At 63.4% G+C, this 25,684-nt stretch carries 25 protein-coding genes; 13 read left to right on the top strand and 12 right to left on the bottom strand.

Features of this window, described 5'->3' with window-relative positions; translation table 11 throughout:
- From guaD to X733_RS142025, 3 genes are all read left to right on the top strand, one after another.
- Positions 1-1,317 (top strand): guanine deaminase, encoded by a 1,317-nt coding sequence (guaD, locus tag X733_RS142035; RefSeq protein WP_023819675.1) that lies wholly within the window; start codon positions 1-3, stop codon positions 1,315-1,317.
- Between the two features lie 309 nt (positions 1,318-1,626).
- The gene (locus X733_RS142030; RefSeq protein WP_023819676.1) at positions 1,627-2,130 is read left to right on the top strand and encodes a heme-degrading domain-containing protein; all 504 of its coding nucleotides are present in this window, start codon (positions 1,627-1,629) and stop codon (positions 2,128-2,130) included.
- The gene (locus X733_RS142025; protein ID WP_023819677.1) at positions 2,127-3,407 is read left to right on the top strand and encodes a glycerate kinase; all 1,281 of its coding nucleotides are present in this window, start codon (positions 2,127-2,129) and stop codon (positions 3,405-3,407) included. The genes X733_RS142030 and X733_RS142025 overlap by 4 nt, the downstream gene beginning before the upstream one ends.
- Before the next feature lie 138 nt (positions 3,408-3,545).
- Here X733_RS142025 and X733_RS142020 read toward each other — a convergent pair whose 3' ends face one another.
- The 4 genes from X733_RS142020 to X733_RS142005 form a co-directional block, all read right to left on the bottom strand.
- Positions 3,546-5,015 carry a UdgX family uracil-DNA binding protein gene (locus tag X733_RS142020; RefSeq protein ID WP_023819678.1) on the bottom strand — a complete coding sequence of 490 codons (1,470 nt, stop codon included), beginning with the start codon at positions 5,013-5,015 and terminating at the stop codon, positions 3,546-3,548.
- Between the two features lie 2 nt (positions 5,016-5,017).
- Positions 5,018-6,253, bottom strand: coding sequence for a putative DNA modification/repair radical SAM protein (locus tag X733_RS142015; protein ID WP_023694722.1), 1,236 nt, complete (start codon positions 6,251-6,253; stop codon positions 5,018-5,020).
- Between the two features lie 119 nt (positions 6,254-6,372).
- Entirely contained in the window at positions 6,373-7,758 is a 1,386-nt protein-coding gene (locus tag X733_RS142010) for a glutamine synthetase family protein (RefSeq protein ID WP_023819679.1), read from the bottom strand.
- A 35-nt stretch (positions 7,759-7,793) separates the two neighbouring features.
- Entirely contained in the window at positions 7,794-9,176 is a 1,383-nt protein-coding gene (locus tag X733_RS142005) for an aspartate aminotransferase family protein (RefSeq protein ID WP_023819680.1), read from the bottom strand.
- Between the two features lie 155 nt (positions 9,177-9,331).
- Here X733_RS142005 and X733_RS142000 point away from each other — a divergent pair, with 155 nt between their 5' ends.
- Entirely contained in the window at positions 9,332-9,784 is a 453-nt protein-coding gene (locus tag X733_RS142000; RefSeq protein WP_023683507.1) for a hypothetical protein, read from the top strand.
- 1 nt (position 9,785) lies between these two features.
- Here the strand turns inward: X733_RS142000 and X733_RS141995 are convergent, their stop codons facing one another.
- Together X733_RS141995 and X733_RS141990 are read right to left on the bottom strand one after the other, a co-directional pair.
- Positions 9,786-10,760, bottom strand: coding sequence for a WD40 repeat domain-containing protein (locus X733_RS141995; RefSeq protein ID WP_023711331.1), 975 nt, complete (start codon positions 10,758-10,760; stop codon positions 9,786-9,788).
- A gap of 249 nt (positions 10,761-11,009) precedes the next feature.
- Positions 11,010-12,062, bottom strand: coding sequence for a GTP-binding protein (locus X733_RS141990; RefSeq protein WP_023703656.1), 1,053 nt, complete (start codon positions 12,060-12,062; stop codon positions 11,010-11,012).
- A gap of 421 nt (positions 12,063-12,483) precedes the next feature.
- On the opposite strand from X733_RS141990, the gene X733_RS141985 reads away from it, so the two are divergent.
- A complete protein-coding gene (locus X733_RS141985; RefSeq protein ID WP_023671361.1) occupies positions 12,484-12,954 on the top strand; it encodes a MarR family winged helix-turn-helix transcriptional regulator in 471 nt (156 codons plus the stop codon).
- A 10-nt stretch (positions 12,955-12,964) separates the two neighbouring features.
- Here the strand turns inward: X733_RS141985 and X733_RS141980 are convergent, their stop codons facing one another.
- Positions 12,965-13,828, bottom strand: a complete 864-nt coding sequence (locus tag X733_RS141980; RefSeq protein ID WP_023711333.1) for an AraC family transcriptional regulator — start codon at positions 13,826-13,828, stop codon at positions 12,965-12,967.
- A 46-nt stretch (positions 13,829-13,874) separates the two neighbouring features.
- On the opposite strand from X733_RS141980, the gene X733_RS141975 reads away from it, so the two are divergent.
- The gene (locus X733_RS141975) at positions 13,875-14,282 is read left to right on the top strand and encodes a DUF2000 family protein (RefSeq protein ID WP_023711334.1); all 408 of its coding nucleotides are present in this window, start codon (positions 13,875-13,877) and stop codon (positions 14,280-14,282) included.
- On the opposite strand, the gene X733_RS141970 is transcribed toward X733_RS141975, so the two are convergent.
- Positions 14,279-15,067 carry an alpha/beta fold hydrolase gene (locus X733_RS141970; RefSeq protein ID WP_023711335.1) on the bottom strand — a complete coding sequence of 263 codons (789 nt, stop codon included), beginning with the start codon at positions 15,065-15,067 and terminating at the stop codon, positions 14,279-14,281. The genes X733_RS141975 and X733_RS141970 overlap by 4 nt on opposite strands.
- A gap of 128 nt (positions 15,068-15,195) precedes the next feature.
- Here X733_RS141970 and X733_RS1000000171535 point away from each other — a divergent pair, with 128 nt between their 5' ends.
- The 6 genes from X733_RS1000000171535 to X733_RS141950 all read left to right on the top strand — a co-directional run bounded on the left by X733_RS1000000171535 (position 15,196) and on the right by X733_RS141950 (position 19,727).
- A complete protein-coding gene (locus X733_RS1000000171535; protein ID WP_348625873.1) occupies positions 15,196-15,612 on the top strand; it encodes a LysR family transcriptional regulator in 417 nt (138 codons plus the stop codon).
- On the top strand, positions 15,504-16,097 hold the full coding sequence (locus X733_RS01000000166530) for a substrate-binding domain-containing protein (RefSeq protein ID WP_348625874.1): 594 nt from the start codon (positions 15,504-15,506) through the stop codon (positions 16,095-16,097). The genes X733_RS1000000171535 and X733_RS01000000166530 overlap by 109 nt, the downstream gene beginning before the upstream one ends.
- 182 nt (positions 16,098-16,279) lie before the next feature.
- Positions 16,280-17,164 (top strand): DMT family transporter, encoded by an 885-nt coding sequence (locus X733_RS141965; RefSeq protein WP_032911426.1) that lies wholly within the window; start codon positions 16,280-16,282, stop codon positions 17,162-17,164.
- Between the two features lie 67 nt (positions 17,165-17,231).
- Positions 17,232-18,254 carry a LacI family DNA-binding transcriptional regulator gene (locus X733_RS141960; RefSeq protein WP_023671355.1) on the top strand — a complete coding sequence of 341 codons (1,023 nt, stop codon included), beginning with the start codon at positions 17,232-17,234 and terminating at the stop codon, positions 18,252-18,254.
- Positions 18,251-19,234, top strand: coding sequence for a 2-hydroxyacid dehydrogenase (locus X733_RS141955; RefSeq protein ID WP_023671354.1), 984 nt, complete (start codon positions 18,251-18,253; stop codon positions 19,232-19,234). Before X733_RS141960 ends, X733_RS141955 begins: the two co-directional genes overlap by 4 nt.
- Before the next feature lie 82 nt (positions 19,235-19,316).
- Positions 19,317-19,727, top strand: coding sequence for a hypothetical protein (locus X733_RS141950; protein ID WP_023683514.1), 411 nt, complete (start codon positions 19,317-19,319; stop codon positions 19,725-19,727).
- Positions 19,728-19,737: 10 nt separating this feature from the next.
- Here the strand turns inward: X733_RS141950 and X733_RS141945 are convergent, their stop codons facing one another.
- Positions 19,738-20,511 carry a gamma-glutamyl-gamma-aminobutyrate hydrolase family protein gene (locus X733_RS141945; RefSeq protein ID WP_023671352.1) on the bottom strand — a complete coding sequence of 258 codons (774 nt, stop codon included), beginning with the start codon at positions 20,509-20,511 and terminating at the stop codon, positions 19,738-19,740.
- A 295-nt stretch (positions 20,512-20,806) separates the two neighbouring features.
- On the opposite strand from X733_RS141945, the gene X733_RS141940 reads away from it, so the two are divergent.
- Complete coding sequence (locus X733_RS141940; protein ID WP_023725935.1) at positions 20,807-21,916, top strand: TRAP transporter substrate-binding protein; 1,110 nt, start codon at positions 20,807-20,809, stop codon at positions 21,914-21,916.
- A 251-nt stretch (positions 21,917-22,167) separates the two neighbouring features.
- Here the strand turns inward: X733_RS141940 and X733_RS141935 are convergent, their stop codons facing one another.
- The 3 genes from X733_RS141935 to X733_RS141925 are packed head-to-tail and all read right to left on the bottom strand — an operon-like array spanning position 22,168 to position 25,610.
- Positions 22,168-23,196: a zinc-dependent alcohol dehydrogenase family protein gene (locus X733_RS141935; protein ID WP_023739655.1), complete on the bottom strand. Its 1,029-nt coding sequence runs from the start codon at positions 23,194-23,196 to the stop codon at positions 22,168-22,170.
- A gap of 33 nt (positions 23,197-23,229) precedes the next feature.
- Positions 23,230-25,008, bottom strand: a complete 1,779-nt coding sequence (locus X733_RS141930) for a TRAP transporter large permease subunit (protein WP_023819682.1) — start codon at positions 25,006-25,008, stop codon at positions 23,230-23,232.
- Entirely contained in the window at positions 25,005-25,610 is a 606-nt protein-coding gene (locus tag X733_RS141925; RefSeq protein ID WP_023683517.1) for a TRAP transporter small permease subunit, read from the bottom strand. The genes X733_RS141930 and X733_RS141925 overlap by 4 nt, the downstream gene beginning before the upstream one ends.
- Positions 25,611-25,684: the final 74 nt, after the last annotated feature.

A 25,684-nucleotide genomic window follows, 5' to 3' on the forward strand; every position in this document is an offset into this window, starting at 1 on the left:
ATGACCTCCACACTTCTGCGCGGCCGCACCCTAAGTTTTTTGCGCTGGCCCGAAGCCATCGACGACCATGCCGCCTGGCGCTATGAGGAGGATGGCGGCCTGCTGATCCGCGACGGCCGGATCGTTGCCGTAGGCAGCTACACGGAAGTCGAAAAGCAAGCGGGCGACGGTGCGAAAAAGATCGATCATCGGCCGCATCTGCTGCTGCCCGGCTTCATCGATGCGCATGCGCATTTTCCGCAGATGCAGGTCATTGCCTCCTACGGCGCCGAACTGCTCGACTGGCTGAACACCTACACCTTTCCCGAAGAGACCAAATTCGCCAACGCTCAGCATGGCCGCCGCATCGCTCGGCTGTTCCTGGACGAGATGGTGCGCCACGGCACGACGACGGTCGCCGCCTACTGCTCGGTGCACAAGGCGTCTGCCGAAGCGTTCTTTGCCGAATCGCATGCGCGCGGCATGCTCAACATTGCCGGCAAGGTGATGATGGACCGCAATGCGCCGGCAGGCGTGCTCGACACGCCGCAATCCGGCTATGACGATACGAAGGCGCTGATTGCGGAATGGCACGGCAAGGGCCGCCAGCTTTATGCGATCACGCCGCGCTTCGCCATCACATCCTCGCCCGAGCAGCTGGAGATGGCCGGCACGCTCTGCCGCGAAAACCCCGACCTGCACATGCAGACGCATCTGTCGGAAAACCACGCCGAAATCGCCTTCACGCAAAAACTCTATCCGCAGGCGCGCGACTACACCGATGTCTACGAGCAGTATGGCCTGCTGGGGCCAAAGAGCCTGTTCGGCCACTGCATCCATCTCTCGGAACGAGAGGCCGATGCGCTGTCGGACTCAGGCTCCGTGGCGGTGTTCTGCCCGACCTCGAACCTGTTCCTCGGCTCCGGCCTGTTCGACTACCAGCGCATTCGTCGCCGCGACAAGCCGCTCAGGATCGCTGCCGCCACCGATGTCGGCGGCGGCACCAACTATTCGATGCTGCGCACCATGGACGAGGGCTACAAGGTGATTGCGCTGAATGGCGAAAAGCTGAACCCGTTCCAGTCCTTCTGGCAATTGACACGTGGCAATGCCGAGGCGCTGTCTGTGGCGGACAAGGTCGGCACGCTGGATGAAGGCACCGACGCGGACATCACCGTGCTCGACGCCCGCGCCACGCCGGCGATGCGGCTGAGGATGGAGACTGTGGAGACGCTGGCGGAGGAGCTGTTCCTGCTGCAGACATTGGGCGACGACCGTGCCGTGCGCGAGGTCTATGTCGCGGGGCGGCCGGCCAAGATCGATATGATCGCGGGTTAGGACTCATCATCCGCGCGGGACAAGATGATGATTGCGCCTGGTTGCCAAGAGGTTCCCCCACTCCGTCGCCGCTTCGCGGCGCCAACTCTCCCCCTCCGGAGGGAGAGGAAGGAGCCTTTGCTTCGGAGGACGGGCGCCGGTTCGGACAGCTTTGCGCCCTTCCTCTACCCCGTCGATCGGGGGAGAGGTGTCGAGAGAAGCTCGACGGAGTGGGGGGCGATCCTGGCGGGGCAAGACCACCACCGCGACGAGACCTTGACCGGGCGGAGCTTGTCGTACACACGATTTGTAACGATTTCGGAGAACAAAATGGCCGCCGCGGACGACATCGCTCTGATCCAGAAACAGGAAGAGATGCTGGTCTTCCCGGCCTTCGACGAGGCTGTCGCTTTCAAGGTTGGCTGGGCGATCCGCGAGCGGGCGCTGGCCGAAAAGCTGCCCATCATCATCGACATCAGGCTGTGGGATCGCCCGCTGTTCTATGCCGCGCTGCCCGGTTCGAACGCCTCCAACCCCGACTGGGCTCGACGCAAGATCAATGTGGTGAAGCGCTATCTCAAAAGCACTTATCGCCTGGTGCTTGAGCAGCAGCGTCCGGACCGCACCTTCAAGGTCGGCGAGGGGCTGGATATTGCTGATTACGTACTAGCCGGCGGCGGGTTTCCGGTGACTGTAAAGGGCGTCGGCGTCATCGGCGTCATCGCCGTCTCCGGCCTGCCGGAACGCCAGGATCATGGCGTCGTCGTCGATGCACTGTGCGATCATCTCGGCGTCGACAAGCGTGGACTGGCGCTGGCTGCGGAAGCTGAATGACTGTGCTCGACCCCAAGACTTTTCTCATCTCCATCTTCGACGCCGCCGTTGCCGCCGCCGATCCCGAACGCACGATCAGGGATCATCTGCCGGCTAGGCCGAAGGGCCGCACCATCGTCATCGGCGCCGGCAAGGGCTCGGCGCAGATGGCGGCGGCGTTCGAGAAGGTTTGGGACGGTCCGATCGAAGGGCTGGTCGTCACCCGTTACGGCTATGGCGCCAAATGCGAGCGCATCGAGATTATCGAGGCCGCACATCCGGTACCGGACGCTGCCGGTCTTGAGGCGTCGCGGCGCCTGCTCGAAAAGGTGCGAGGGCTGACCGCGGACGACCTGGTAGTGGCGCTGATATCGGGCGGAGGATCGGCGCTGCTGCCGTCGCCTGCCGCTGGCCTGACGCTCGCCGACGAAATCGCCGTCAACGAGGCGCTGCTCGCCTCCGGCGCGCCGATCGCGGCCATGAACACCATCCGCAAGCATGTCTCAACCATCAAGGGCGGCCGGCTGGCAGCTGCCGCCTGGCCGGCCAAACTGGTATCACTGGTTGTCTGTGACATTCCCGGCGACAACCCGGCCCTGGTGGCCTCCGGCCCGACCGTGCCCGACTCCGGCAACCGCGCCGATGCGCTGGCCTCGATAGCGGCCTATGGCATGAAGCTGCCCGACGCCGTCATGGCGCACATCAACTCGCCAGAGGCCGATGCGCCAGATCCGGATGACCAGCGCTTTTCACGCAATGAAGTGCACCTGATCGCCTCGGCTGGCGTATCGCTGGAAGCGGCAGCCGCTGAGGCAAAACGGCAAAGCATCGAAGCCGTCATCCTCTCCGATTCCATCGAGGGCGAGGCGCGCGAGGTCGGTGGCGTGCATGCAGCCATTGCGCGCGAAGTGGCGACGCGCAACCGGCCGTTCCAAAAGCCGGTGCTGATCCTGTCCGGCGGCGAGACGACCGTGACTTTGCGGGCCCCTGTTGACGGAAAAAGGGGCAAGGGCGGCCGCAACTCCGAATTCCTGCTCGCCTTTGCCATCGGCATCAGCGGCGCGGAAGGTATTCATGCACTGGCCGCCGATACCGACGGCATCGATGGCTCGGAAGACAATGCCGGCGCCTTTGCCGATGGCTCGACCGTCTCGCGCATGCGTGCCGCCGGCATCGACGCCAAGGCGATGCTGGCCGGCAACAATGCCTGGACGGCGTTCAACGCGATCGGCGATCTGTTCGTGCCGGGGCCGACGGGTACGAATGTGAATGATCTGAGGGCAATCCTGATCAGTTAATTCGGCCGTGGCGGCCGAAGTTTCCAACGTTGGATTCACGACCGTGAAGCCACTCAGCTTCGTCATCCCTGGGCGAAGCAGGAGCGAAGCTCCTTGCTCCGCCCGCGGATGACGATGTCGCTGAGGCTTTCGCTCATCTCACGACCCCATAAGCCGCTTCACCTCTCTCATATCGCTGAGAAACCGCTCGCGCTCTGCCTCCTTGTCCGCCGGCTCATGAATACGCAGGATGAAGGAAGGATGGATGGTGATGAACACGCGCAAACCGTCCTCGCGCTCGATCACCTGGCCGCGCATTTTCGTCACAGCAATGGCCTTGCCCAGCAGCGACAACGCCGCCGTTGCCCCAAGCGCCACGGCGAGGTCCGGCTTGATCAGCTCAAGCTCCCGGCCGATCCACCAGCGGCAGGCCTGGACTTCGCCGGTATTTGGCTTCGAGTGGATGCGGCGCTTGCCGCGCGGCTCGAACTTGAAGTGCTTGACGGCGTTGGTGACGTAGACTTTTTGCCGGTCGACGCCTGCGTCATCGAGAATTGCATCGAACACTTTGCCCGCTGGCCCGATAAAAGGTTTGCCGACGAGATCTTCCTGATCGCCAGGTTGTTCGCCGACGAAGACCACTTTGGCGTCATCCGGCCCCTCGCCGAACACGGTCTGTGTCGCGTCGCGCCAGAGCGGGCAGCGACGACAACCCTTTGCAGCCTCGCGCAAATCGGAAATCGTCTTGGCATCGTCTTCATCCGGCGCCTCGGCCGGCTCGGGCTTCGGCCAATGTCTTGCCTGCAGCTTGGCGTGGTGCGGCGCCGGCGTTGTCGGCAGTCTGGCAATCATATCCCTGGCGGCCTCGTCCGCTCCTGCGATCAGATCTGGAATGAGCGAGGCCTCGGGAAGGTTCCGCCAATATTTCTTCGGCATCTCCTTCTGCATCGCCTTCACCTTGAGCCGCGCCGGGTTGAAGATGTTTTCGAAATAGGTCAGCCACAACGCCTCGGTGTCGTCCTGATCGGGTGCATCGCCCTTGGCCGCACCCGGCCCGATCGCCAGCCTTTCGCCGTTCCAGTCGGCGGAGGCATAGGGCGTCAGGATGGTCCAGCGCATGCCGGTGAACCGCCGGACGAAGAAATCCGCGTTGCGCTCGACAATGAAATGCTCCGGCTCGAACCAGGCGACGTAGCGCTCGTTCTCGCCGTCGCCGATCTTCCGGAAGCGTACGAAGGCATGCATCTTATGGCTGTCGCGCCGCACCGCCTTTTCCATGGCTTCGAGCCGCCTGGTGTCGGGATCGGATGCGATCGCCAGCAGTTTCGGCTCGGTGCGCAGGCGCCAAAGCATCCGGTAGAGAAAGGCAAACCGGCCGGGGTCGGAGTGGCAGAAGGCGGTTTCTGCATGGGCGATGAACTCGCGCGGGACGGTAAGCTGCGCGCCCTCTGGCACCGCCGGCAAGGCATCTTGAGGATCATTGGCGTCGGACCCGACACCCCAACTAATATCCTCAGGCCGGACCTCATTCAGCGCCAGACGCCGTGCCGCATCGCGCCAACCGGCGAAATCGGTCTGGCTCGCTAGCCGGACAGTGTATCGGGCAAGGTCGAGCTGAGCCGGCTGCATGGTCAAAACAGCGACAGTTGTTCGCAGGACTTTACGATCGTGTCGCGCAGGCCTGTCTTGTCGGTGAGTCCGCCCGGCGACCAGCCTTCGGCGATGATGAAGGGCCTCAGCTTGGCGATCGAATGGCAGATCCGTCCGACATCTTCCAGCCGCATGCGTCGGTGGCGGCGGGTTTCAAGGATCTTCGCCACCACCTTGGTGCCCAGACCCGGAACCCGCAGCAGCGCTTCGCGGTCGGCGCGGTTGATGTCGACGGGAAACCTCGCCCGATTGCGCAAAGCCCAGGCGAGCTTGGGGTCAATGGCGAGATCGAGCATGCCGTCGCTGCTGCCGGCGAGGATTTCCGGCTGCGAAAAGCCGTAGAAACGCATCAGCCAGTCGGCCTGATAGAGCCGGTGCTCGCGCATCAGCGGCGGTTTTTGCAGCGGCAGCGACGATGACGAATCCGGGATCGGGCTGAAGGCGGAATAATAGACGCGCCGCAGGTGATAGCTGCCATAGAGCCGCGCGCTGGTGTGCAAAATGCCGTCGTCGGATGTTTTGTCGGCGCCGACAATCATCTGCGTCGACTGACCTCCGGGCGCAAAGCGTTCGCGCTTCTTGGTCCTCAGCGTCGGCTCGGCTTTTTCCTCCATCTTCCGGCGCAGGTTCGCCATGGAAAGCCGGATCGTTTCCGGCTTCTTCTCCGGCGCCAGTTTCTTGACGCCCTCATCGGTCGGCAGTTCGACGTTGATAGACAGCCGATCGGCGTAGAGCCCGGCCTGCTCGACCAGTTCGGCCGAGCTTTCCGGAATGGTCTTCAGATGAATATAGCCGGAGAATTTTTCGTCCAGCCGCAGCCGCCGCGCCACTTCCACCATTTCGGCCATGGTCTCGTCCGGGGAGCGGATGACTCCTGAGGACAGGAAGAGGCCCTCGATGTAGTTGCGCCGGTAGAAATCCATGGTCAGCTTCACCACCTCGTCGATGCTAAAGCGGGCGCGGCGCACATTCGATGACGAGCGGTTGATGCAGTAGCTGCAATCGTAAATGCAGAAATTGGTGAGCAGGATTTTCAGGAGCGAAATGCAGCGGCCATCCGGCGCATAGGAATGGCAGATGCCCATGCCTTCTGTGGAGCCGATACCGCCGGATTGGAGCGAATCCTTCTTCGCCGAGCCGGACGAGGCGCAGGAAGCATCGTATTTGGCGGCGTCAGACAGGATTGCCAGCTTTTCACGGACGGTGGGTGCGCTCATCCGTTCATGATATGTTCTTGAAGGCTGCAGCGCCACGTCATTTGATGCAGGCGGCGAAAAAGTAATCGCCGCCTGATCGTCGGGCTAGCAGGACGACTGCCCGAGTTCCAGGCGGTCTCTCAGACCTCGTGGAGGTAGAGGTGGTAATCCAGCTCGCTGACGGTGCGGGCGACGCGCAGATACTCCGACTGCTTGATCGCCACGAAGGTGCGATGCAGATCCTCGCCAAGCGCCTCTTTCAGGAAGCTCGATGCCCGCGCCGCCTCGATCGCAGCGCGCCAGTCGACCGGCATGGTCGTGCGCGTGATGGCGGCTTCATAGCCATTCCCAGTGGTTTCGGGGCCGGGGTCGAGGCGTTCATCCAGACCCTTGATGATGCCGGCCAGCACCGTTGCCGCGATCAGGTAGGGATTGGCGTCGACACCCGACGGCCGGTGCTCGATGCGCCGGTTCTTGGCGTCGCCCGCCGGGATGCGCAGCGCCACCGAACGGTTGTTGACGCCCCAGGTCGGCGCCACCGGCGCATAGGACTGCGAGACGAAGCGCCGCCAGGAATTGGCGTGCGGCGCAAACACCAGCATCGATTCGGCCATGGTCTGGATCAGCCCGCCGAGCCCCTGCAGCAGCGGCAGCGACCAGCTTTCGCCGCCAGCCTCGGCAAAAACGTTGCGGCCGTTCTTGTCCTGCAACGAAACATGGAAATGCATGCCGGAGCCGGCGTATTTTTCGATCGGCTTGGCCATGAAGCAGGCGGTGACACCATGGCGGCGCGCCTGCGCCCGCACCAGCCGCTTCAACATGACGAGGTCGTCGGCCGCCCGCATGACATCCTTGCGATAGTTCAGCGTCAGCTCGTACTGGCCGGGCGCGTATTCGGAAATCACCGTTTCGGCCGGAATGCCTTGCGCCTTAGCCGCGGCATAGATGTCGGAAAACAGCGGCTCCATGCCGTGCAGATGGTCGACGGAATAGACTTCCGTCTTGGCCGAGCGGCGGCCGTCGAGCACGGCGTCCGCCGGCTTTACCTTGCCGTCGGCGTCACGCTCATTGGCAAGCAGGAAAAATTCGAGTTCGAAGGCGCCGGCGGGATAGAGGCCCTTGGCCGCCAAGATGTCGACCTGCCTGGCCAGCGCCAGCCGTGGGTCCGACGACATAGGCTGTCCCTCGAGATGGTACATCGCCATCAGCAACTGGCCGCGCGGCGGGTTCGTGCCGTAAAGCGGCACCAGGGTGCCGGGGATCGGCCAGGCCCTGAGGTCGCCATCGCCGGTCGTCCAGATCAGCCCGGTTTCGTGAACATCCTCGCCGGTGATGTCGAGGCCGAGGATCGAGATCGGCATGTGGCGGCCGCCCTCGAAGATGCTTTTCAGCTCATGCCGGCGCACGATCTTGCCGCGGCCGACCCCGTTGGCGTCGGTCAAGACGATATCGAAGGCTTCGATTTCGGGATGGGCGTCGAGAAAGGCTTGCGCCTCGGCGGGCGTCGAGCCCGAAGGTGAAGTCATGATTAGTGTACTCGAGTTTGGCTTGGCAGCTTGTCTCATGCCGTCAGCCTTGCCGCAACCGTGGCGAAGGCGGTGATCAGCCGGTTGACCTGGGCGCCGGTGGTGGCCGGTGAGATCAGCATCATGTTGTGAAAGGGCGCGATCAGCACGCCCTGGTTGACCAGCGCGACATGGATAGCCGCCTCAAGCTCCGGCGCATGGGCAGTCTCGGCTTCGGCGCCGTTCCTGAGCGGGCCAGGGGCGCAGATGAACTCGACGCGGGCGCCGACGCGGGCGACATGCCAGGGCAGATTGTAGCGATCGATGACGCCGGTCAGCCCGGCATCGAGCCGCAGGGCGAGGCGATCCATCCGGGCATAATTCTCCTGCGTCATCACCTCTTCGAGCGTTGCGCGCATGGCTGCGAACTGCAGCGGGTTCGCCGACAGCGTCGTGCCCATGCCGGAATAGCCCGGCTCCTTGGTTCGGTTGTAGTCGGCATAGCGCGAGGCGACCTCGTCGCTCATGCCCCACACGCTTGCCGGCACGCCACCGGCGATCGGCTTGCCCAGCACGAAAAGGTCGGGCTGCAGCCCGAATTTTCTGGTGTAGCCCCCTGGGCCGGTCGAGATGGTGTGGGTCTCGTCGATCAGCAGCAGCGTTCCGGCCGCGCGCGTCAGTTTGCGCAAGGCGTCGTGAAAACCCGGATCGGGCAGCACCATGGAGGAATTTGTCAGCACCGGCTCGGCGATGACGCAGGCGACATCGCGGTCGGCGAGCGCCGCTTCCAGTGCAGCAACATCGTTGAATTCGATGACCTTCGCCGTCTTGGTCAGGTCGCGAAACTCACCCGCCAGCCCCGGCCGATTCACGGGCTTGCCGTCGACCATCCGGACCATCGTCTCGTCGACCGAGCCGTGATAGCAGCCGTTGAAGACCAGTATCTTTTCGCGGCCGGTGACGGCGCGGGCGACGCGCAGCGCGAAGCGGTTGGCGTCGGTGGCGCTGGTGGCGATCTGCCAGAACGGCAGACCGAAACGCTGTGTGAGCAGCGGCCCGATGGCCAGCGCATCCTCCGAAGGCAGCATATAGGTCAGGCCGCGCCCGGCCTGGCGGCGGATGGCGCGCGCCACCGGCGGCGGCGAATGGCCGAACATCGAACCGGTGTCGCCGAGGCAGAAATCGTCCAGCCTGTTGCCGTCGATATCCGTGATGGCGGCGCCCTTGGCGCTTTCGACCAGGATCGGGAATGGCGTCGGCCAGTCGTTCATCCAGTGCATCGGCACACCGCCGAAGAAGCCTGGCAGGCCGTTACCGACCTTGGCCTGCGATTTCGGCCGCGCCTTGCGGAAGGTGTTCGCCTCGCTTGTCCGCAATGCAGCGATGCGGTCACGGCTGATACCGCCAATGGACGCCTTTGAACTGTTCGTGCTGTACATGAAATCCCTCTCGGCCGGCACACTACCCAATTGGCGACGGCAACCGCAATTGGCCGTGTTGGTGCGCTGCATTGGGTCAGCAGCAAGTTCGGCAGACTTGACCTTCCGGCGCAGTCGGGCGCCAATGCGATCGGGTCTGTGGTTTGGGGAGAAAAATGCGGACGATCATCTGCGCTATTGCGCTACTCTTGTCGGCCGCTGCGGCTTCCGCATCGGGCGGCGTCTGGTGTTCCGTCGATGACAAAGCGGTGCAATTCGAGGTCGGCGCCGGGGTCACCAGAGGTATGGGCGGCCCGACCTTCAATTTTCGCGGCGATCTCGAGATACTTGGCCGGCCGGAAGGCGACAGTCTGCGCAAGACCGTCTTCGAGGATTCCGACCTCACCCAGTACTGGCTGGACGACAAGGAGTTGCGGCTGAACGTCTACCACGAGCATCAGCTCGGAGATAAATTCAACTCTGTCGAACTGACGATCCTGACCAAGACCAGTGACGAGGGCGTCTATGACGGCCGGTACACGCTTGCCGTCTACGACAACGCCGCCGACACGGAACAGGACGGCAAGCCGAAAGAATTGACCGGCAAGGTGTCGTGCGGAGCCGAATAGGTCACGCCGAGATATCGATGACGCCGCAGTCGCCGGCGGCACTGCCGAAGGCGACCCGGCGCTCTTCCTTGTCCCACATCATCGCGGTGATGGCGCCCATGCCCGGGCGGCGCAACAGCACCTCTTTGGCATCGGTAAAGCGCACCGCCATGACCATGCCGTCATCATAGCCGACGGCGACGACATCCTGGCTCGGATGGCAGGCAACCGATGTCACCATGGCGTTGCCGCGCGTGCCGAGCTCCAGCGGCGCCTTGCCCATCGGGCCGTCCTTGCCCGAAAACGGCCAGACGATCGCCGCCGGCGCGCCGGAACTCGCCAGCCACTTGCCCTTCACGCTCCACGACAGGCTTTTGACCTTGCCGGGATAGCCGGTCATGCGCATGTGCTTGCCGTCGGCGAGCTTCCAGCCATGCAGCGCGTTTTCCTGCATGGTGGTGACGAGGAAGGCGCCATCCGGCGAGAAGGTCACGCCGGTATGGGCGCCGGCCCATTCCAGCTCCACCGGTCTGCCCTCGGCGGCCGGGAAATGCAGCGTCGCGCCATTGTAGCGGGCGACGCCGAAGCGCATGCCCTTGGGGGAGAAGGCCAGCCCCTCGACCGAACGTGGATGGGCAAACTCTTTGGTCTTGCCGTCGGCAAAGCGCACGAACGCAGTCTTGCCTGTGGCATAGGCGATAGCGCCTTGCGGCCCGGCGGCGACGCTGGTGATCCACTTCTTGCCGGCGCTGGCGAGTTCGCTGACATTGCCGCCGGCGGCAACGGCAAAAATCTTGCCGTCCTCGCCGCCGGTGATCAGGCGGTCGTTGGCGGCGTCATGGAACGTGGAGAGCAGGCCGTCATTGGCCTGAATTGTCTTGTGGCCGTTGTCGAGCCTATGAACTGTCCCATCGGCGAGCGCAAAATGCGGCACGTTGTCGAGGAAGACGGCGGCAAGGCAGTGACCTTCCAGGTCGAGGGGAGCAACTGTGGGCATCAGGACCATTCCAATGAAGCTGTCACCACTCCCGGGAAGCCACTGAGGCGGCCAGGCCTGGCGTCAACCTTCTCCCCTTGTGGGAGAAGGTGGATCGGCGCGCAGCGCCGAGACGGATGAGGGGTGTTGAACGGATCGCCGTCGGTGCCGAGCTGGAGCACCCCTCATCCGACCTCGCTTCGCGAGGCCACCTTCTCCCACAAGGGGAGAAGGAAGAGCGGGCAGCGCTAGCGCCATAGAGTCCGGAAATCAAGCCGCCTGGCAGGCGTCAAAGCTCTTCTTCAGCCGTTCGGCGTCAAGCTCGCGGCCGATGAACACCAGCCGGCTCTCATGCTTTTCGCCGTCTTTCCAAGCGCGCTGGTGGTCGCCTTCGATGATCATGTGCACGCCCTGGATGACATAGCGCTCGTCGTCGCCCTTGAGCGCGATGATGCCTTTCAGCCGCAGGATGTTGGGACCTTCCATCTGAGTGATCTTCTCGATCCACGGGAAGAATTTCTTCGGGTCCATCTCGCCGCCGCGCAGCGACACCGACTGCACGGTCACGTCATGGATGTCGGAGGGATGCGCGTGACCGTGATGATGATGGTCGTGATCATGGTCGTGGTGATCGTGGTCGTGATCATGGTGGTCGTGATCATGATCGTGCGCCTCAAGGAAATGCGGGTCGTTTTCCAATGCGCGCGACAGGTCGAAGGCGCCGCGGTCGAGCACTTCGGACAGCGCCACGCCGGCGCGCGTGGTGCGGTGGATCCTGGCCGCCGGGTTGATGGCGCGGATGGTGGCCTCGACCTTGGCCAGTTCTTCGGGCGTCACCAGGTCGGTCTTGTTCAGCACGACGACATCGGCGAAGGCGATCTGGTCCTCGGCTTCCTTGGAATCCTTCAACCTGAGCGGCAGGTGCTTGGCGTCGACCAGAGCCACGACAGCGTCGAGTTTGGTCTTGGAGCGCACGTCGTCGTCCATGAAGAAGGTCTGCGCCACCGGCACAGGATCGGCGAGGCCGGTGGTCTCGACGACGATGGCGTCGAAGCGGCCGGGACGGCGCATCAGGCCTTCGACGACGCGGATCAGGTCGCCGCGCACCGTGCAGCAGACGCAGCCATTGTTCATTTCGTAGATTTCCTCGTCGGATTCCACGATCAAATCATTGTCGATGCCGATCTCGCCGAATTCATTGACGATGACGGCATAACGCTTGCCATGGTTTTCCGACAGGATGCGGTTGAGCAGCGTCGTCTTGCCGGCGCCGAGATAGCCGGTGAGAACGGTCACGGGGATTTGCGTCTGTGCTTCGCTCATATCTTGCCTCGAAATGGCTGGGCCACGGAATTGCGGGCCGCAAGAAGGGATTGTTGGCCTGATATAGGATGTGTGCCGGCCTTTTGCACGAGGCAAACCGCCTGGGTGTTTGACCCAGGATTGACGAAGCGGATGGGTAGACCCGAGAGGCCGAGTGCGAGGGATGCCGACCATCAACGTGTCGCCGGAAACGCCTCTTCGTTGACGTGTGCTAAGCCGCGCCGCGTCAAACCGTTGCAATCGCCTTGGCGGAAACTCGTTTGTCATCTAACTGAAATAAACATCTGGCATCACCATTTCGAGCACCACAAATGCTTGCCGGCAAAGCTGTTTCGAAAGCCGGAATCTTTTGGATCGTCGATTGCCAACCGGCCGGCTGCGTCTATGCTGCACGCACCGGTACGGCCGAAGAGGGATCACCATGGCCAAGGCGGACAAGACTGCAACGATGAGCCGGCTGCATTCGGCGGCAAGGCTGGCAAGGACCGCGCTGGCGGCGCGGCTTCTGGCGCACGGCTTCTATGCCGGCCAGGACCAGATCATGCTGACGCTCGACCGCGAGGACGGCCAGACGCCCGGCAATCTCGCCGGCCGCCTCGGCGTGCGCCCGCCGACCATCACCAAGACCATCAACCGGCTGCAGGCCCAGGGCTTTTTGGAAAAGCGCGCCTCTTCCGCGGATGCACGCCAGGCGCATATCTTTCTCACCGACACCGGCCGCGAGATCATCCACGCCATCGAGAAGTCGGTGAAGAAGACCGAGAAGCAGGCGTTGAAGGGCCTCGACAAGAAAGAACAGAAGACGCTGTTCAAGCTGCTCGCCCGCATCGAGGCCAATTTGTCGAACGAGGAGCTGGTGCTTGTCGACGACGATGGCGACATCGACGATTGATCTTCCTGACCTAGGCGGCTACCGAAGGCCCGCGCACCAGGGTCGACCAGCGGCCGGGCGTCAGGCCGAATGCTTTCTTGAAATGCCTGTTGAAATGGCTCTGGTCGCTGAAGCCGGCGCCAACGGCAATCTCGGCCAGCGGCTCGCCCACCTCGATCATCCGTCTTGCCTTTTGCAGCCGGCGCATCAGCAGGAACCGATGCGGGCTGGTGGAATAGGTCGCGCGAAAATGGCGTGACAGCGCATAGCGGTCGAGCCCGGTGACGGCTTCCAGCTCATCGGAACGAACGGACCGCTCGGCATTCTCCTCGAGATAGCCGCGCGCCAGCGCCGCCGCACGCGAGGCCGACTTCCCCATCGGCTTTGCCTTCTGTCCCGCATGACGCCCCAGATGCTGCGCCAGCTCCGCAACGAAATCGGCGACGAACAGCTCGTCCAGTTCCTCGTCGAGCGGCGCCAGAGCCGAAAGCAGCGTGCCACGCAAGGCAGGATCGCTGACCACAGCATCCCTGACGAAAGGCAGCGGCGCGCCGTCGAGGCAGTCGAGCAGCAGTGACGGTTCCAGATAGAGGATCCGGTAGCGCAGACCATCCTCGGTCCCGGCGCCGCCATCGTGCACTTCGTCGGGATGCAGCACGATAACCTGGCCGGGCAGGCTGTGGTTGACAGTGCCCCTGTAGTGGAAGCGCTGCACACCGGAAAGCGTCACGCCGACGGCAAGTGTATCATGACGGTGCAGGTCGAAGGCGTTGCCATGGAAATGCGCCTCGATGCGCTCGATGCCAGCGGTAACAGGCGCCGACACGATCCGGTCTTCATCCGCGCACGAACGTTCAAGACCCTGCGTCGCCTCACCTTCTAGATCGTGCGTCATCACCTATCCCTGCCCTTCATGGGCGTGCTCCGGAGTCCTCATTTTGGTGTTCGATACGAAATTTGCAATCGTGCTGCGGGACGATCTCGCCGTCTGGCAAAAGCTCAACGTCGCCGCCTTCCTGACCAGCGGCATCGTCGCGCAATTCCCCGGCATTATCGGCGAACCCTACCGCGACCGCGCCGGCAACCTTTACAATCCTCTGTCGATCCAGCCGGTCATCGTGCTTTCGGCCGATGGGCCGACGCTCAACTCCATCCACCGGAAGGCGCTGGAGCGGGGCGTGACGGGGTCAGCCTATGTCGAGGAGATGTTTGCCACCGGCTTCGATGCGGCCAACCGCGCGGTCTTCGCCGAGTTCGGGCCTGAGGACGCCAAGATCGTCGGCATCGCGTTGCGTACCGACAAGAAACTCGTCGACAAGATCACCAAGGGCGCCCGCATGCACGCCTAATTCAGCAGGAAGCGTGTAACGGCGCTCATGAATTCAGTCGGCCGCTCGACGTTCAGCATATGGACGCCCGGAAGCAGTGTAAGCGTGGCGCCGGGGATGCTGGCTGCGATCGCCTCGCTGTGGCTTGCCAGCGTTACCTTGTCGTCTTCTCCACCGATCACCAGGGTGGGCGCGGTAATGAGGGAGACAGTCCGGCGCAGATCGCAATCGCGTACGGCGGCGAAGCATCCCGCGAGACCTTGGGGCGGCGTCGCCAGGACCATCGCGCGGAACGCGTCGACGGTTTCGTTTGGGCCGACAAGCATCGAGGCGGGAAACCAGTTGTGCATGAACATGTCCGCGGTGGCCGACATGTTGCTCGCTGCAAGGACAGTACCGATCTGCTCATCAAAGTAAGACGCCGGCCCGAGATGCGGCGAGGTGTTGGAAAGGATGAGACGCTCGATGCGGTCCGGGGCATGGATACCCAGCCACTGCCCTACGAAGCCGCCCAGCGACAGCCCGCAGAAATGCACGCGGGCGATCTGAAGCGCATCCAGCAGCTCAAGGACGTCGCGGCCCAGCCGATCGAGCGAATAGGCTCCGGCCGGAGCATCGGAACTGCCGTGGCCGCGCAGATCATAGCGCAGCACCCGGAAAGATCCGGCAAATTCCGCAAGCTGCCGGTCCCACATATGCAGGTTCGTCGCAATGGAATTCGAGAGCACAAGCACAGGGCCGGCCCCCGCCAGCTGATAGGCGATCCGGCAGCCGTCGCCCGTCGTAAAATAAAGCGTGTCAGTCATCTGGTCCTCATCTCACCCTGGCGAAAGGAGTTCGATGCTCCCGCCGCCCTTTGAATGAGCCACCCTAGGCCTCGTAATTATCCAGGAAAATTACTATGATTGGACAATCTCAGTAGGTTTTTACGATAATGAATGGTCTGAAACTCCACGACCTACGGTGCTTTGACGCCGTGGCAAGCGAGGGCAGCTTCCAGGCGGCCGCCCTTGCCTTGAACCGATCGCATCCATCCGTCTTCGCCGCTGTTGCACGCCTCGAGCAGTTGCTCGGGCTCACACTTCTCGACCGCAGCGGATATCGGGTGGGGCTGACGGAGGCGGGCCGCGAGTTTCGCGCGCGAGCGCAGCTGACATTGCGCGAGCTCGACCATCTGCGAACCTATGCGGGCCAGTTGGCGAGTGGCGAGGAGACGGTCCTGCGTGTCGTCATGGGTGATCTGTGCCCGCGACCGCAATCCTGCCTATGCTCAGCGGCTTCTTTGCCGAATGCACCAGGACACGCCTGCGTCTGGAGTATGAGGCGATCGGCGGTCCGCTCGAACGGTTGATCGAAGGCGAGGCTGACCTCGTCTTCCATCGCGCGGATCCTTCCGATCCGCATCTCGAGCGGATCGATCTCTGCGCGGTGACGCTCGTGCCGGTGGTGGCGCCTGGGTTCCTGCCCTTCGCGCCTGGCCGGGAGATTGCGCCGGAGCAGATGCGGCCCTTCACCCAGTGCGTGATCCGCGACACGGCGCGGCGGCCGTCGCCGGAGAGCTATTTCCTCGTCGACGGTGCGCATCAGTGCTCGGTGCCGGATCTTCTGATGAAGAAGGAACTGATCCTTCACGGATTGGCCTGGGGCCATCTGCCGGCATGGCTGATCGAGGACGAACTGCGGGATAGGAGGCTGATCTCGATCGCTGGTGCACATCTGCCCGGCCGGACGGAGACCCTGGCGGCGGTGCGCCGGCGCGACCGACCGCATGGACCCGTCGCCCAGGCGTTGTGGCTTCATCTCCAGGCGCAAGTGGCATCCGGCGAGGCGCTTTAGCCGGCATAGGATCGGCCCGCGCTGAGCCTGCGCGCGGCTCCTGTTGTGCCAGTCGCTTTTGGCTTGCCGGGCGCTGGAGATTGCCGCAAAGGTTAAGCGTTGATCCTCCCTGCCCGGCCTGACATTTGAACGTTCCCGCAAGATCAGACGAAAGCGCAACGCCGCCCGCGGCGATGCTGTTCATGCTTTCCACCTATGTCTTTTTCACCTTTCTCGACACATCGAGCAAATATCTGGTGCTGGCCGGCGTCTCGGCGCTGATCGTCGCCTGGGCCCGCTTCACCGTCCATGTCCTGCTTGTCGGCGTTTTTCTGCGCGGCTGGCGCGAGCCGTCGCGCTTCCGCGCCAACAATCTGTCGGCCCACATCCTGCGCGGCGGACTGCTGTTCGGCTCGACCATGTGCAACGTCATGGCGCTCAAGACACTGCAATTGGCCGAGACCACCTCGATCTACTTCTTCGGGCCGATGGTGATCACCGCCCTTGCCGGACCGCTGCTTGGTGAATGGGCCGGCTGGCGGCGCTGGCTGGCAATCCTGTCGGGCTTTGTCGGCGTGCTGGTGATCACAAGGCCTGGCGTCGGCGTGTTCGGCGTCGGCCATCTTTTCGCGCTCGGCTCGATGCTGTCGAACAGTTTTTACGTCATCATGACGCGGCGGATGTCAGCCAGCGAAACCTCGGAAAGCCTGATCCTGTTTTCGGCGCTGGCGCCGGCCGTGCTGCTTCTGCCGATGCTGCCGTTCTCGCATGGGCTGCCGCAGGATGGCTGGCACTGGTTCATACTGGTGATGCTGGGCGTGTTCGGCGCCGGCGGCCACTGGCTGCTGGTGCAGGCCTACCGCCTGGCGACTACCACGGCGCTGGCGCCGTACCCCTATTCGCAGATGGTCTGGATGATCCTGTCCGGCTGGATCATCTTCCACCAGTTCCCCGACCGCTGGACGCTGGTGGGTGCTGCCATCATCGTCGCCAGCGGCCTTTACATCATCCATCGCGAGCACCGTTTGCGGCTGCGCAATCGCACGACCGTCGATGCCGAGGCGGAGGCGCTGGCGAAAAAACTTTGATTTGCTCCGAATCCGATGGCATAACGCCGCATTTAAAAAATTTTAAAAAAACTCGGGGAGCGAAGGGCTGGCACAAAAGATCAAGCTTTCGACGATCGCGGATGCGCTTGGCGTGTCCACGGCCACGGTCTCCCTCGCCTTGCGCGACAGCCCGCTGGTCGCCGGCGCCACGCGTGACCGCATCAAGGAACATGCGCGGGCCATCGGTTATATCTACAACCGCCGCGCCGCCTCACTGCGCACCTCGCGCTCGGGCATTGTCGGCGTCGTCGTGCATGACATCATGAACCCGTTCTTCGCCGAGATCCTGCGCTCGATCGAGAGCGAACTCGATCGCAGCCGGCAGACCTTCATCCTGTCCAATCACTACGACCAGCTGGAAAAGCAACGCACCTTCATCGACACGCTGCTGCAGCTCGGCGCCGACGGCGTCATCATGTCCCCGGCCATCGGCACGCCGGCCTCCGACATCGTCATGGCCGAGGAAAACGGCCTGCCGGCGGTGCTGATCGCACGCAGCGTGGAAGGCGCCGACGTGCCGGTGTTTCGCGGCGACGATGCCTATGGCACGGCACTTGCCACCAATCATCTGATCTCGCTCGGGCACAAGCGCATCGCCATGATCGGCGGCACCGACCAGACCTCGACCGGGCGCGACCGCTACCAGGGCTATCTCAACGCCATGGAGGCCGCCGGGCTTGAGGTCAGGCCGTCCTGGCGCATCGCCGGGCCGCGCACCAAGCAGGGCGGATTCGAGGCGGCTGGACAGTTTCTGGCGCTTAAAGACAAGCCAACCGCCGCTTGCTGCTGGAATGATCTGGTCGCCATCGGCCTGATGAACGGCATTGCCCGCGCCGGCCTGGTGCCGGGCGCCGACATCTCGGTGACCGGCTATGACGATCTCGAGGAGGCGGCAATCGCGACACCGGCGCTCACCACAGTCTGGAATGGCCAGCGAGAGGTCGGCCGCCGTGCCGCCAGCGCGCTGCTCGACAAGCTGAACGGACAGGCGGTACGGCCGTCACAGGAACTGATCAAGCCGGAACTGCATGTGCGCCAGTCGACCGGCAAGCCGGTGGAGCGTGCATGACCAAGACTGATGCGTTGCAGACCGTCGCCGTTCTGGTGCCGGGACATTTCAACGACCATGCGGTCGAGCGCATCGACCGCACCTTCAAGCGGGTCAAGATAGAGCGCGCCGATCCCGCCCTGGTCACCGAGGAGATGCGCCATGACGTGCGCGCCATTGCGTCCTTTGCCGGCGTCAATGCGGCATTGATGGATGCATTGCCCAACCTCGAACTCATCGCCTCCTTCGGCGTCGGCTATGATTCGGTCGATGCCGGCCATGCGGCCAAGAAAAACATCATGGTCACCAACACCCCCGATGTTTTGACCGAGGAGGTCGCCGACACCACGATCGGCCTTTTGCTCAACACCGTGCGTGAACTTTACAACGCCGAGAAATGGCTGCGCGACGGCAGTTGGGTGAAGAAGGGCAACTATCCCCTGAGCCGGCTGACCTTGCGCGGTCGGCATGTCGGCATTTTCGGCATGGGCCGCATCGGCCTTGCCATTGCGCGCCGGCTGGAAGCGTTCGGGCTGCCGGTGGCCTACCACAACAGGCGCAAGGTCGAAGGTCTGGCTTATGAATACCACCCGACGCTGAAGGGCCTTGCCGAAGCGGTCGATACGCTGATTTCCGTAGTGCCGGGCGGCGCTTCCACGGAGAAGGCGGTCAATGCCGAAATCCTGGCGGCGCTTGGCGCCAACGGCGTTTTCGTCAACATCGGCCGTGGCAGCACGGTCGACGAGGCAGACCTCGCCGCAGCGCTTGCCAACGGCACCATCGCCGCGGCCGGGCTCGATGTTTTCGCCGATGAACCGAATGTGCCCAAGGCTTTGCTGGAGGCGCCCAACACCTCGCTTTTGCCCCATGTCGGTTCGGCCTCGCACCACACGCGCCGCGCCATGGCGGATCTGTGCGTCGACAATCTGGTATCCTGGTTCAGCGAGCGCCGGCCACTGACCCCGGTGCCGGAGACGGCGCAAGTCAAGCCACGAAGCTGAGCGGCTGTCTGCCACACTCGTTAACGTCGGCTTAACGCTTTGGAATCATTCTGCATCTGCGCCGGGGGGCGCGGAGTGCAAGATGACGAAACTTCCGGCATTGATTGCGGCAGCGGCACTTTTCGCCGGCTTTCAGCTGTTTCACGGCGGCAGCAGTGAAAGTTCGGCCAATGAAGCAAGGCCGGCAACCACCTTCAGGCTGGTCGCCAATGGCGACGAAGGCGACTGCGCGGTTAGCCGCGGCGCCGCGATTGACGATGGCCTGTCGCTGTTGACCGTGGCGCCGAACTGCCGCGGGTTGCTGCCGGGGATCGAGCGGGCAAAATTCTGGCGAGAGGGCGAGGACGGCACGATCGCGTTCAGCGCCGACGGCACCGACCCGATCGTCACCTTCTCGGTTGCGGATGGCGACGGCTACGAATCCTACGCTCCGGCCACGCCGCTGCTTTCGCTGGCGACAACCGGCGAACGGGATCAATCCGCCGGCAATTGATCGTCGGGATTTATTCCGCCGCCGCCCGCGCGCCGGCCTTCGCCGCCGCATGCAGCCGCACCGCATCGCCGAAGGCGCGGAAGATCTTGGCCGAGTTGTTGTCCGACTTGACCCAGTATTCGGGGTGCCATTGCACGCCGACGGCGAAGGCGCGGGCGTCCTTCACCGAAACTGCCTCCACCGTGCCGTCGCCGGCAACCGCCTCGACCTGCAGCTTCGAGCCGAGCCGGTCGATGCCTTGGCGGTGCAGCGAGTTGACCTTGATGTCGCCGGCGCCAAACACGCCGGCCAGGCAGCTGCCCGGCTTGATCGAAATGGTCTGGTGAATGGCGAAGCGTTCGTCCTGATTGTCGCTCACCGGCGCGCGATGGTCGAGCGAGCCTTCGCGCTCCTGGATCTCGGTGCCAAGCGTGCCGCCCAGCGCAACGTTCAACTCCTGGATGCCGCGGCAGATGGCAAGCAGCGGCACGCCGCGCTCGATCGCCTTGCGGATCAGCGGCAGCGTGGTGGAATCGCGCGCCGGGTCGTAGGGGCCGTTGGCTTCGCTGGCGTCGCCGCCATAGAGCGATGGATGCACGTTGGACTTCGAGCCGGTGACCATGACACCGTCGACCGAGGACAACAGCTCGTCGAAATCGAGCCGGTCGCCGAAGGACGGCACCAAAAGCGGGAACACGCCGGCGCCGGAAAGTGCTGCCTCGATATATTGCTGCGGGACGGCATGCCAGGTGTAGTTGTCGAACTGACGGACGTCGGTCGATATGGCGACGAGCGGCTGGTGCATTTTTGGGTCCGGATTCCATTTGGAGCGAAGCGAATAATCTATTGTGCCTGCAAAATAGGCGATCCGAAGGCGCTTTTCCATGGCAAGTTTCGCCATCTCGCATGGGCCACGCGCGACCGTTAGACTATAGTTGCAGGCTGGCTGGCCGGCCGGCGGATTTGTCGCCAGCGCCGCCGTCAAATCCCGCTGCCATGCTGGACTCGACCCCTTGCCCGTGTATTGTTTCGGCAAATCGATACCGGGCGCGAGGAGATGTCCCTGATGTCGGTTTGTTGGTCCAAAAGGGAGGTTCTGCATGGATCGTCGTTCATTCATCCGCAAGGCCGGGGTCACCGGCGTGGGCGCTGCGGCGGCTGCCGCGACGCTAGCCGCACCGGCAATCGCCCAGTCCAATCCGAAAGTGACGTGGCGGTTGGCGTCGTCCTTCCCCAAGTCACTCGATACGATCTATGGCGGCGCGGAAGTCTTCTCCAAGATGCTGTCTGAGGCGACGGACGGCAATTTCCAGGTCCAGGTCTTCGCCTCCGGCGAACTCGTACCCGGCCTGCAGGCCGCCGACGCCACCACGGCCGGCACCGTCGAGGCCTGCCACACGGTGTCATACTATTATTGGGGCAAGGACCCGACATGGGCGCTCGGTGCGGCGGTGCCGTTCTCGCTCAACGCGCGCGGCATGAATGCCTGGCACTATCATGGCGGCGGCATCGACCTGTTCAACGAGTTTCTCGCCACGCAAGGCCTGTTCGGCCTGCCCGGCGGCAACACCGGCGTGCAGATGGGCGGCTGGTTCCGCAAGGAGATCAACACCGTCGCCGATCTCTCCGGCCTCAAGATGCGCATCGGCGGCTTTGCCGGCAAAGTGGTCTCGAAGCTCGGCGTCGTACCGCAGCAGATCGCCGGTGGCGACATCTATCCGGCGCTGGAAAAAGGCACGATCGACGCCGCCGAATGGGTCGGCCCCTATGATGACGAGAAGCTCGGCTTCTACAAGGTCGCGCCCTATTACTACTATCCCGGCTGGTGGGAAGGCGGCCCGACCGTCCATCTCCTGTTCAACAAGGCGAAGTACGAAGAGCTTTCGCCGGCCTACAAGTCGCTGGTGCACACGGCCGCGCACGCGGCGGACGCCAACATGCTGCAGAAATACGACTACCTCAATCCTGCAGCAGTCAAGCGGCTGGTGGCCGGCGGCGCGAAATTGCGCCCGTTCAGCCAGGACATCATGGCCGCCTGTTTCGAGAAGGCCAATGAGGTCTACACCGAAATGGAAGCCACCAACGCACCGTTCAAGAAGATCTGGGACTCGATCAAGGGCTTCCGCAAGGAGCACTATCTGTGGGCGCAGGTGGCCGAGTACAATTACGACACCTTCATGATGGTCCAGCAGCGCAACGGCAAACTGTAGGCTGGGATCTGTCCCTTCTCCCCGTCACTATACGGGGAGAAGGTCCCGGCAGGTGGATGAGGGGCGGTGCAAACTTCGGCGATTGATCGCCTTGGGCTTGGTAGCCGCCCCGAAATTATAGCTTATCTTTCCAAGCGTTGACGCTGCACCTCACCTGCCTGCCGGTATCCTCTCCCCGTATAGTGACGGGGAGAGGGACGCGGTCATCGTCGTTTCGCCAATCGCCAACGTCGCAGGATTGAGGCTGCCCTTCATTCCCTGCCCGGCACCACCAACACCTTGACCTCGCCGGGGGCGGCCGGGTTGGAGATAACCGAGGGGGCTCCGTCCAGGCCGACCTGTCTGGAGATGAGCTTGTCGATCTCGATTGCCCCGGACGCGACAAGGTCCGCCGCCCGCCTGTGGGTGAAGGGGTTGATAAACGAGCCGAGAACCTTCAGTTCGCGAAACAGGATGTCGAACGGTTCGAAGGGCACTTTCACGCCTTGCGGCATCACGCCGACGATCACCACCGTGCCGCCGGACTTCGCCAGCCGCATCGATTGTTCGACGGTATCGGGGACACCGGCGCATTCGAGCACCACGTCGGCCCCGCCGGGCACAAGGCCGGTTGGGCCGGCGATCGCCTCGATCGGGTCGACCGCGTTTGGGTCGACCGTCGCCGTTGCACCGAGCTCTTCGGCGAGCGCACGGCGGGAGGCCTGCCGCGTCGACAGGATGATGGTCGCCGCTCCTGCGAGCCTCGCCAATTGCACGGTAAGCAGGCCGATGACGCCGCCACCAAGCACCACCACGGCAGCGCCGGGTCTGATTCCGGCGAGGTCGACAGCGTGCAGGCAGCAGGCCAGCGGCTCGCAGAAGGCGCCATGCGTTGGCTCGAGGTTCGCAGGCAGAAGAAAGGCCTGGCTCTGCGGCATCACGACGTAGTCGGCGAAGCCGCCGTCGCGATGGATGCCGATGGCCCTGAGATTGCTGCACAAATTGACCCGGCCGGCCCGACAATGACTGCAGCGTCCGCAGAAGATGTTGGGATCGCCGGTAACACGGTCACCGATGGCGATGCCGGAAACCGCATCGCCGACAGCCTCGACGATGCCGCAGAATTCGTGACCAAGCGTCACCGGCGGGCTCGAAGGGAATTCGCCGTGGAGGAGGTGACGGTCGGTGCCGCAAACGCCGCAGGCTTCGACGCGCACCAGAACGTCCTGCGGTCCCGCAACAGGCTTGTCGACCTCCCGTAGCGCAATGCTGCCCACGGCTTCCAGGCGCACGGCTCTCATGACATCCTCACTCAGGTTCTCAGTGTTCACACATCAGTTGAAGTTCGGCGGCTGCGACAGGTCGGTCGCCGGCGCCGCCGGCTTGGCGGGCGGCGTCTCGCCGAAATTCGGCGGCTGCGAGAGATCGTTCGACGGTGGCGCCGCGGGTGATGGGCCACCGTTGGCTGGTGGTGGTGTGCCGAGAGGCGCAAGGCTTGGCATATCAGGCAAGTTGATCTCGATCGTTCCCGGATCGACGGCCGCACCCTTGTAGCGCATGACCATTTGCGGGAAGGCGATGGTCAGCCCGATCATGATCACCTGGATGCAGACGAAGGGCACGGCGCCCCAATAGATCTGGCCGGTGGTCACCGGCGCGATCTGCTTGCCGGTGAGGCGATCGAGATAGGGCACGCGCGCGGCGACAGAGCGCAGGTAGAACAGCGCAAAGCCGAAAGGCGGGTGCATGAAGCTTGTCTGCATGTTGACGCCGAGCAGCACGCCGAACCAGATCAGGTCGATGCCGAGCTTATCGGCAGCCGGCGCCAAGAGCGGTACGATGATGAAGGCGAGCTCGAAGAAGTCGAGGAAGAAGGCGAGCACGAAGACCAGGATGTTGACGCCGATCAGGAAGCCGACTTCGCCGCCCGGCAGCGACGTCAACAAATGCTCGACCCAGACGTGGCCGTTGACGCCGTAGAAGGTCAGCGAGAACACCCGCGCGCCGATCAGGATGAACAGCACGAAGGAGGAAAGCCTGGTGGTCGACGCGAGCGCCTGTTTGATGACATCCAGCGACAACCGCCCCTTCATTGCCGCCATCGCCAGGGCGCCAACCGCGCCCATGGCGCCGCCCTCCGTCGGGGTGGCGATGCCGAGGAAGATGGTGCCCAGCACCAGGAAGATCAGCGCCAGAGGCGGGATCAAAACGATGATCACCTGCTGCGCCAACCTGGACATCATGTTGATGTTCAGGCCCTTGTCGGCGATCGCCACGATATAGATCAGGATCACCCCGATGCTGGCGCCAAGGATATCGGCATTGTCGCCATGCGCCGGCGCAAGGTAGCGATAGGCCGCATAGGAAGCCGCGACTGCCACCAGCAGTGCCGCGAGCAGCGACAGCACGCCGTGGCCAAGCGTGCGGGCCGCCAGCGGCAACGCCGGCATCGAGTTCGGCCGGACGATCGACATGATCAGGATGTAGAGCGTGTAAAGGCCGGTCAGCACCAGGCCGGGGATCAGCGCGCCGGCATACATGTCGCCGACCGAACGGCCGAGCTGGTCGGCCAGAACGATCAGCACCAGCGACGGCGGGATGATCTGGGCGAGTGTGCCGGATGCCGCGATGACGCCCGACGCCAGTCGTCGGTCATAGCCGTAGCGCAGCATGATCGGCAGCGAGATCAGGCCCATGGCGATGACCGAAGCCGCGACCACGCCCGTGGTCGCGGCAAGCAGCGCGCCGACGAAAATCACCGCATAGGCAAGGCCGCCGCGAACCGGGCCGAACAGCTGGCCGATCGTGTCGAGCAGGTCCTCGGCCATGCCCGATCGTTCCAGCACGATGCCCATGAAGGTGAAGAACGGGATTGCCAAGAGCGTGTCGTTCGACATCACCCGGCTGCCGTAGAAATTGTCGGGCAGCGCATGCAGCAGCGGCCACGCCAGGTTGATCGAGCCGCCCGAATAGGGCGACAGCACGACGCCGATGAAGAAGAACATCAGGCCGTTTGCGGCGAGTGAAAAAGCGACGGGATAGCCGATCAGCAGGAAGATGATCAGCGAAGCGAACATGATCGGCGCCATGTTCTGGGCGATGAACTCGATCATGGGCGCGCCTCCTGGGCGAGCGCCTTGGCTTCTTCGGCAAGGGCTTTCGCCTCGAGCTCGGCCTGTTCGTGCACCGAGATGAACGGATTGGGATCGTCCATGTCGCCGCGCATGATGGCGATCTTCTTGATGATCTCGGAGATGCCTTGCAGCGCCAGCAGAAAGAAGCCGACGAGCAGGATCGCCTTGGCCGGCCAGATGATCAGGCCGCCGGAATTGTTCGACATTTCGCCGCTGCGGAACGACAGCGACACGTAGGGGACAAAATAGATCACCATCAGTGTCACGAACGGCATCAGGAAGAAGACATGACCGAGCAGGTCGATCCAGTGCTGCACGCGGCGCGACCACATGCCGTAGACGATGTCGATGCGGATATGGTCATTCTGCTTCAGCGTATAGGCGGCGGCCAGCATGAAGGCGGCGCCGAACAGGTACCACTGCAGTTCCAGCCAGGCATTCGACGAGACGTCGAAGACCTTGCGGATGATGGCATTGGCGGCGCTGACCAGGATTGCCAGCAGGATCAGCCACGATATCCACCGGCCGATGAACTCGTTCATACGGTCGATCGTTCTGGATAGAGCGAGCAGCCCTGCCATGCATTTCCTCCCTGAGGTCGAAGGCGCGCCGGCTCCCCTATTTTCCGTCGCGCCGCTGTGGCCCAACGGTATGC

It is taken from the genome of Mesorhizobium sp. L2C066B000 (genome assembly GCF_000502335.1).
Lineage (GTDB): Bacteria > Pseudomonadota > Alphaproteobacteria > Rhizobiales > Rhizobiaceae > Mesorhizobium.

Excerpts from the sequence above, each read along its gene's own strand:
- X733_RS142025 (WP_023819677.1), top strand. The coding sequence starts at position 2,127 with ATGACTGTGCTCGACCCCAAGACTTTTCTCATCTCCATCTTCGACGCC.
- X733_RS142020 (WP_023819678.1), bottom strand. The coding sequence starts at position 5,015 with ATGCAGCCGGCTCAGCTCGACCTTGCCCGATACACTGTCCGGCTAGCG.
- X733_RS141935 (WP_023739655.1), bottom strand. The coding sequence starts at position 23,196 with ATGAGAGCCGTGCGCCTGGAAGCCGTGGGCAGCATTGCGCTACGGGAG.
- X733_RS142005 (WP_023819680.1), bottom strand. The coding sequence starts at position 9,176 with ATGTACAGCACGAACAGTTCAAAGGCGTCCATTGGCGGTATCAGCCGT.
- X733_RS141940 (WP_023725935.1), top strand. The coding sequence starts at position 20,807 with ATGGATCGTCGTTCATTCATCCGCAAGGCCGGGGTCACCGGCGTGGGC.
- X733_RS1000000171535 (WP_348625873.1), top strand. The coding sequence starts at position 15,196 with ATGAATGGTCTGAAACTCCACGACCTACGGTGCTTTGACGCCGTGGCA.
- X733_RS141945 (WP_023671352.1), bottom strand. The coding sequence starts at position 20,511 with ATGCACCAGCCGCTCGTCGCCATATCGACCGACGTCCGTCAGTTCGAC.
- X733_RS141930 (WP_023819682.1), bottom strand. The coding sequence starts at position 25,008 with ATGATCGAGTTCATCGCCCAGAACATGGCGCCGATCATGTTCGCTTCG.
- X733_RS142030 (WP_023819676.1), top strand. The coding sequence starts at position 1,627 with ATGGCCGCCGCGGACGACATCGCTCTGATCCAGAAACAGGAAGAGATG.
- X733_RS142010 (WP_023819679.1), bottom strand. The coding sequence starts at position 7,758 with ATGACTTCACCTTCGGGCTCGACGCCCGCCGAGGCGCAAGCCTTTCTC.
- X733_RS141950 (WP_023683514.1), top strand. The coding sequence starts at position 19,317 with ATGACGAAACTTCCGGCATTGATTGCGGCAGCGGCACTTTTCGCCGGC.
- X733_RS141985 (WP_023671361.1), top strand. The coding sequence starts at position 12,484 with ATGGCCAAGGCGGACAAGACTGCAACGATGAGCCGGCTGCATTCGGCG.
- X733_RS141980 (WP_023711333.1), bottom strand. The coding sequence starts at position 13,828 with ATGACGCACGATCTAGAAGGTGAGGCGACGCAGGGTCTTGAACGTTCG.
- X733_RS142015 (WP_023694722.1), bottom strand. The coding sequence starts at position 6,253 with ATGAGCGCACCCACCGTCCGTGAAAAGCTGGCAATCCTGTCTGACGCC.
- X733_RS141990 (WP_023703656.1), bottom strand. The coding sequence starts at position 12,062 with ATGAGCGAAGCACAGACGCAAATCCCCGTGACCGTTCTCACCGGCTAT.
- X733_RS141995 (WP_023711331.1), bottom strand. The coding sequence starts at position 10,760 with ATGCCCACAGTTGCTCCCCTCGACCTGGAAGGTCACTGCCTTGCCGCC.
- X733_RS142000 (WP_023683507.1), top strand. The coding sequence starts at position 9,332 with ATGCGGACGATCATCTGCGCTATTGCGCTACTCTTGTCGGCCGCTGCG.
- guaD (WP_023819675.1), top strand. The coding sequence starts at position 1 with ATGACCTCCACACTTCTGCGCGGCCGCACCCTAAGTTTTTTGCGCTGG.
- X733_RS141970 (WP_023711335.1), bottom strand. The coding sequence starts at position 15,067 with ATGACTGACACGCTTTATTTTACGACGGGCGACGGCTGCCGGATCGCC.
- X733_RS141925 (WP_023683517.1), bottom strand. The coding sequence starts at position 25,610 with ATGGCAGGGCTGCTCGCTCTATCCAGAACGATCGACCGTATGAACGAG.
- X733_RS141965 (WP_032911426.1), top strand. The coding sequence starts at position 16,280 with ATGCTTTCCACCTATGTCTTTTTCACCTTTCTCGACACATCGAGCAAA.
- X733_RS141955 (WP_023671354.1), top strand. The coding sequence starts at position 18,251 with ATGACCAAGACTGATGCGTTGCAGACCGTCGCCGTTCTGGTGCCGGGA.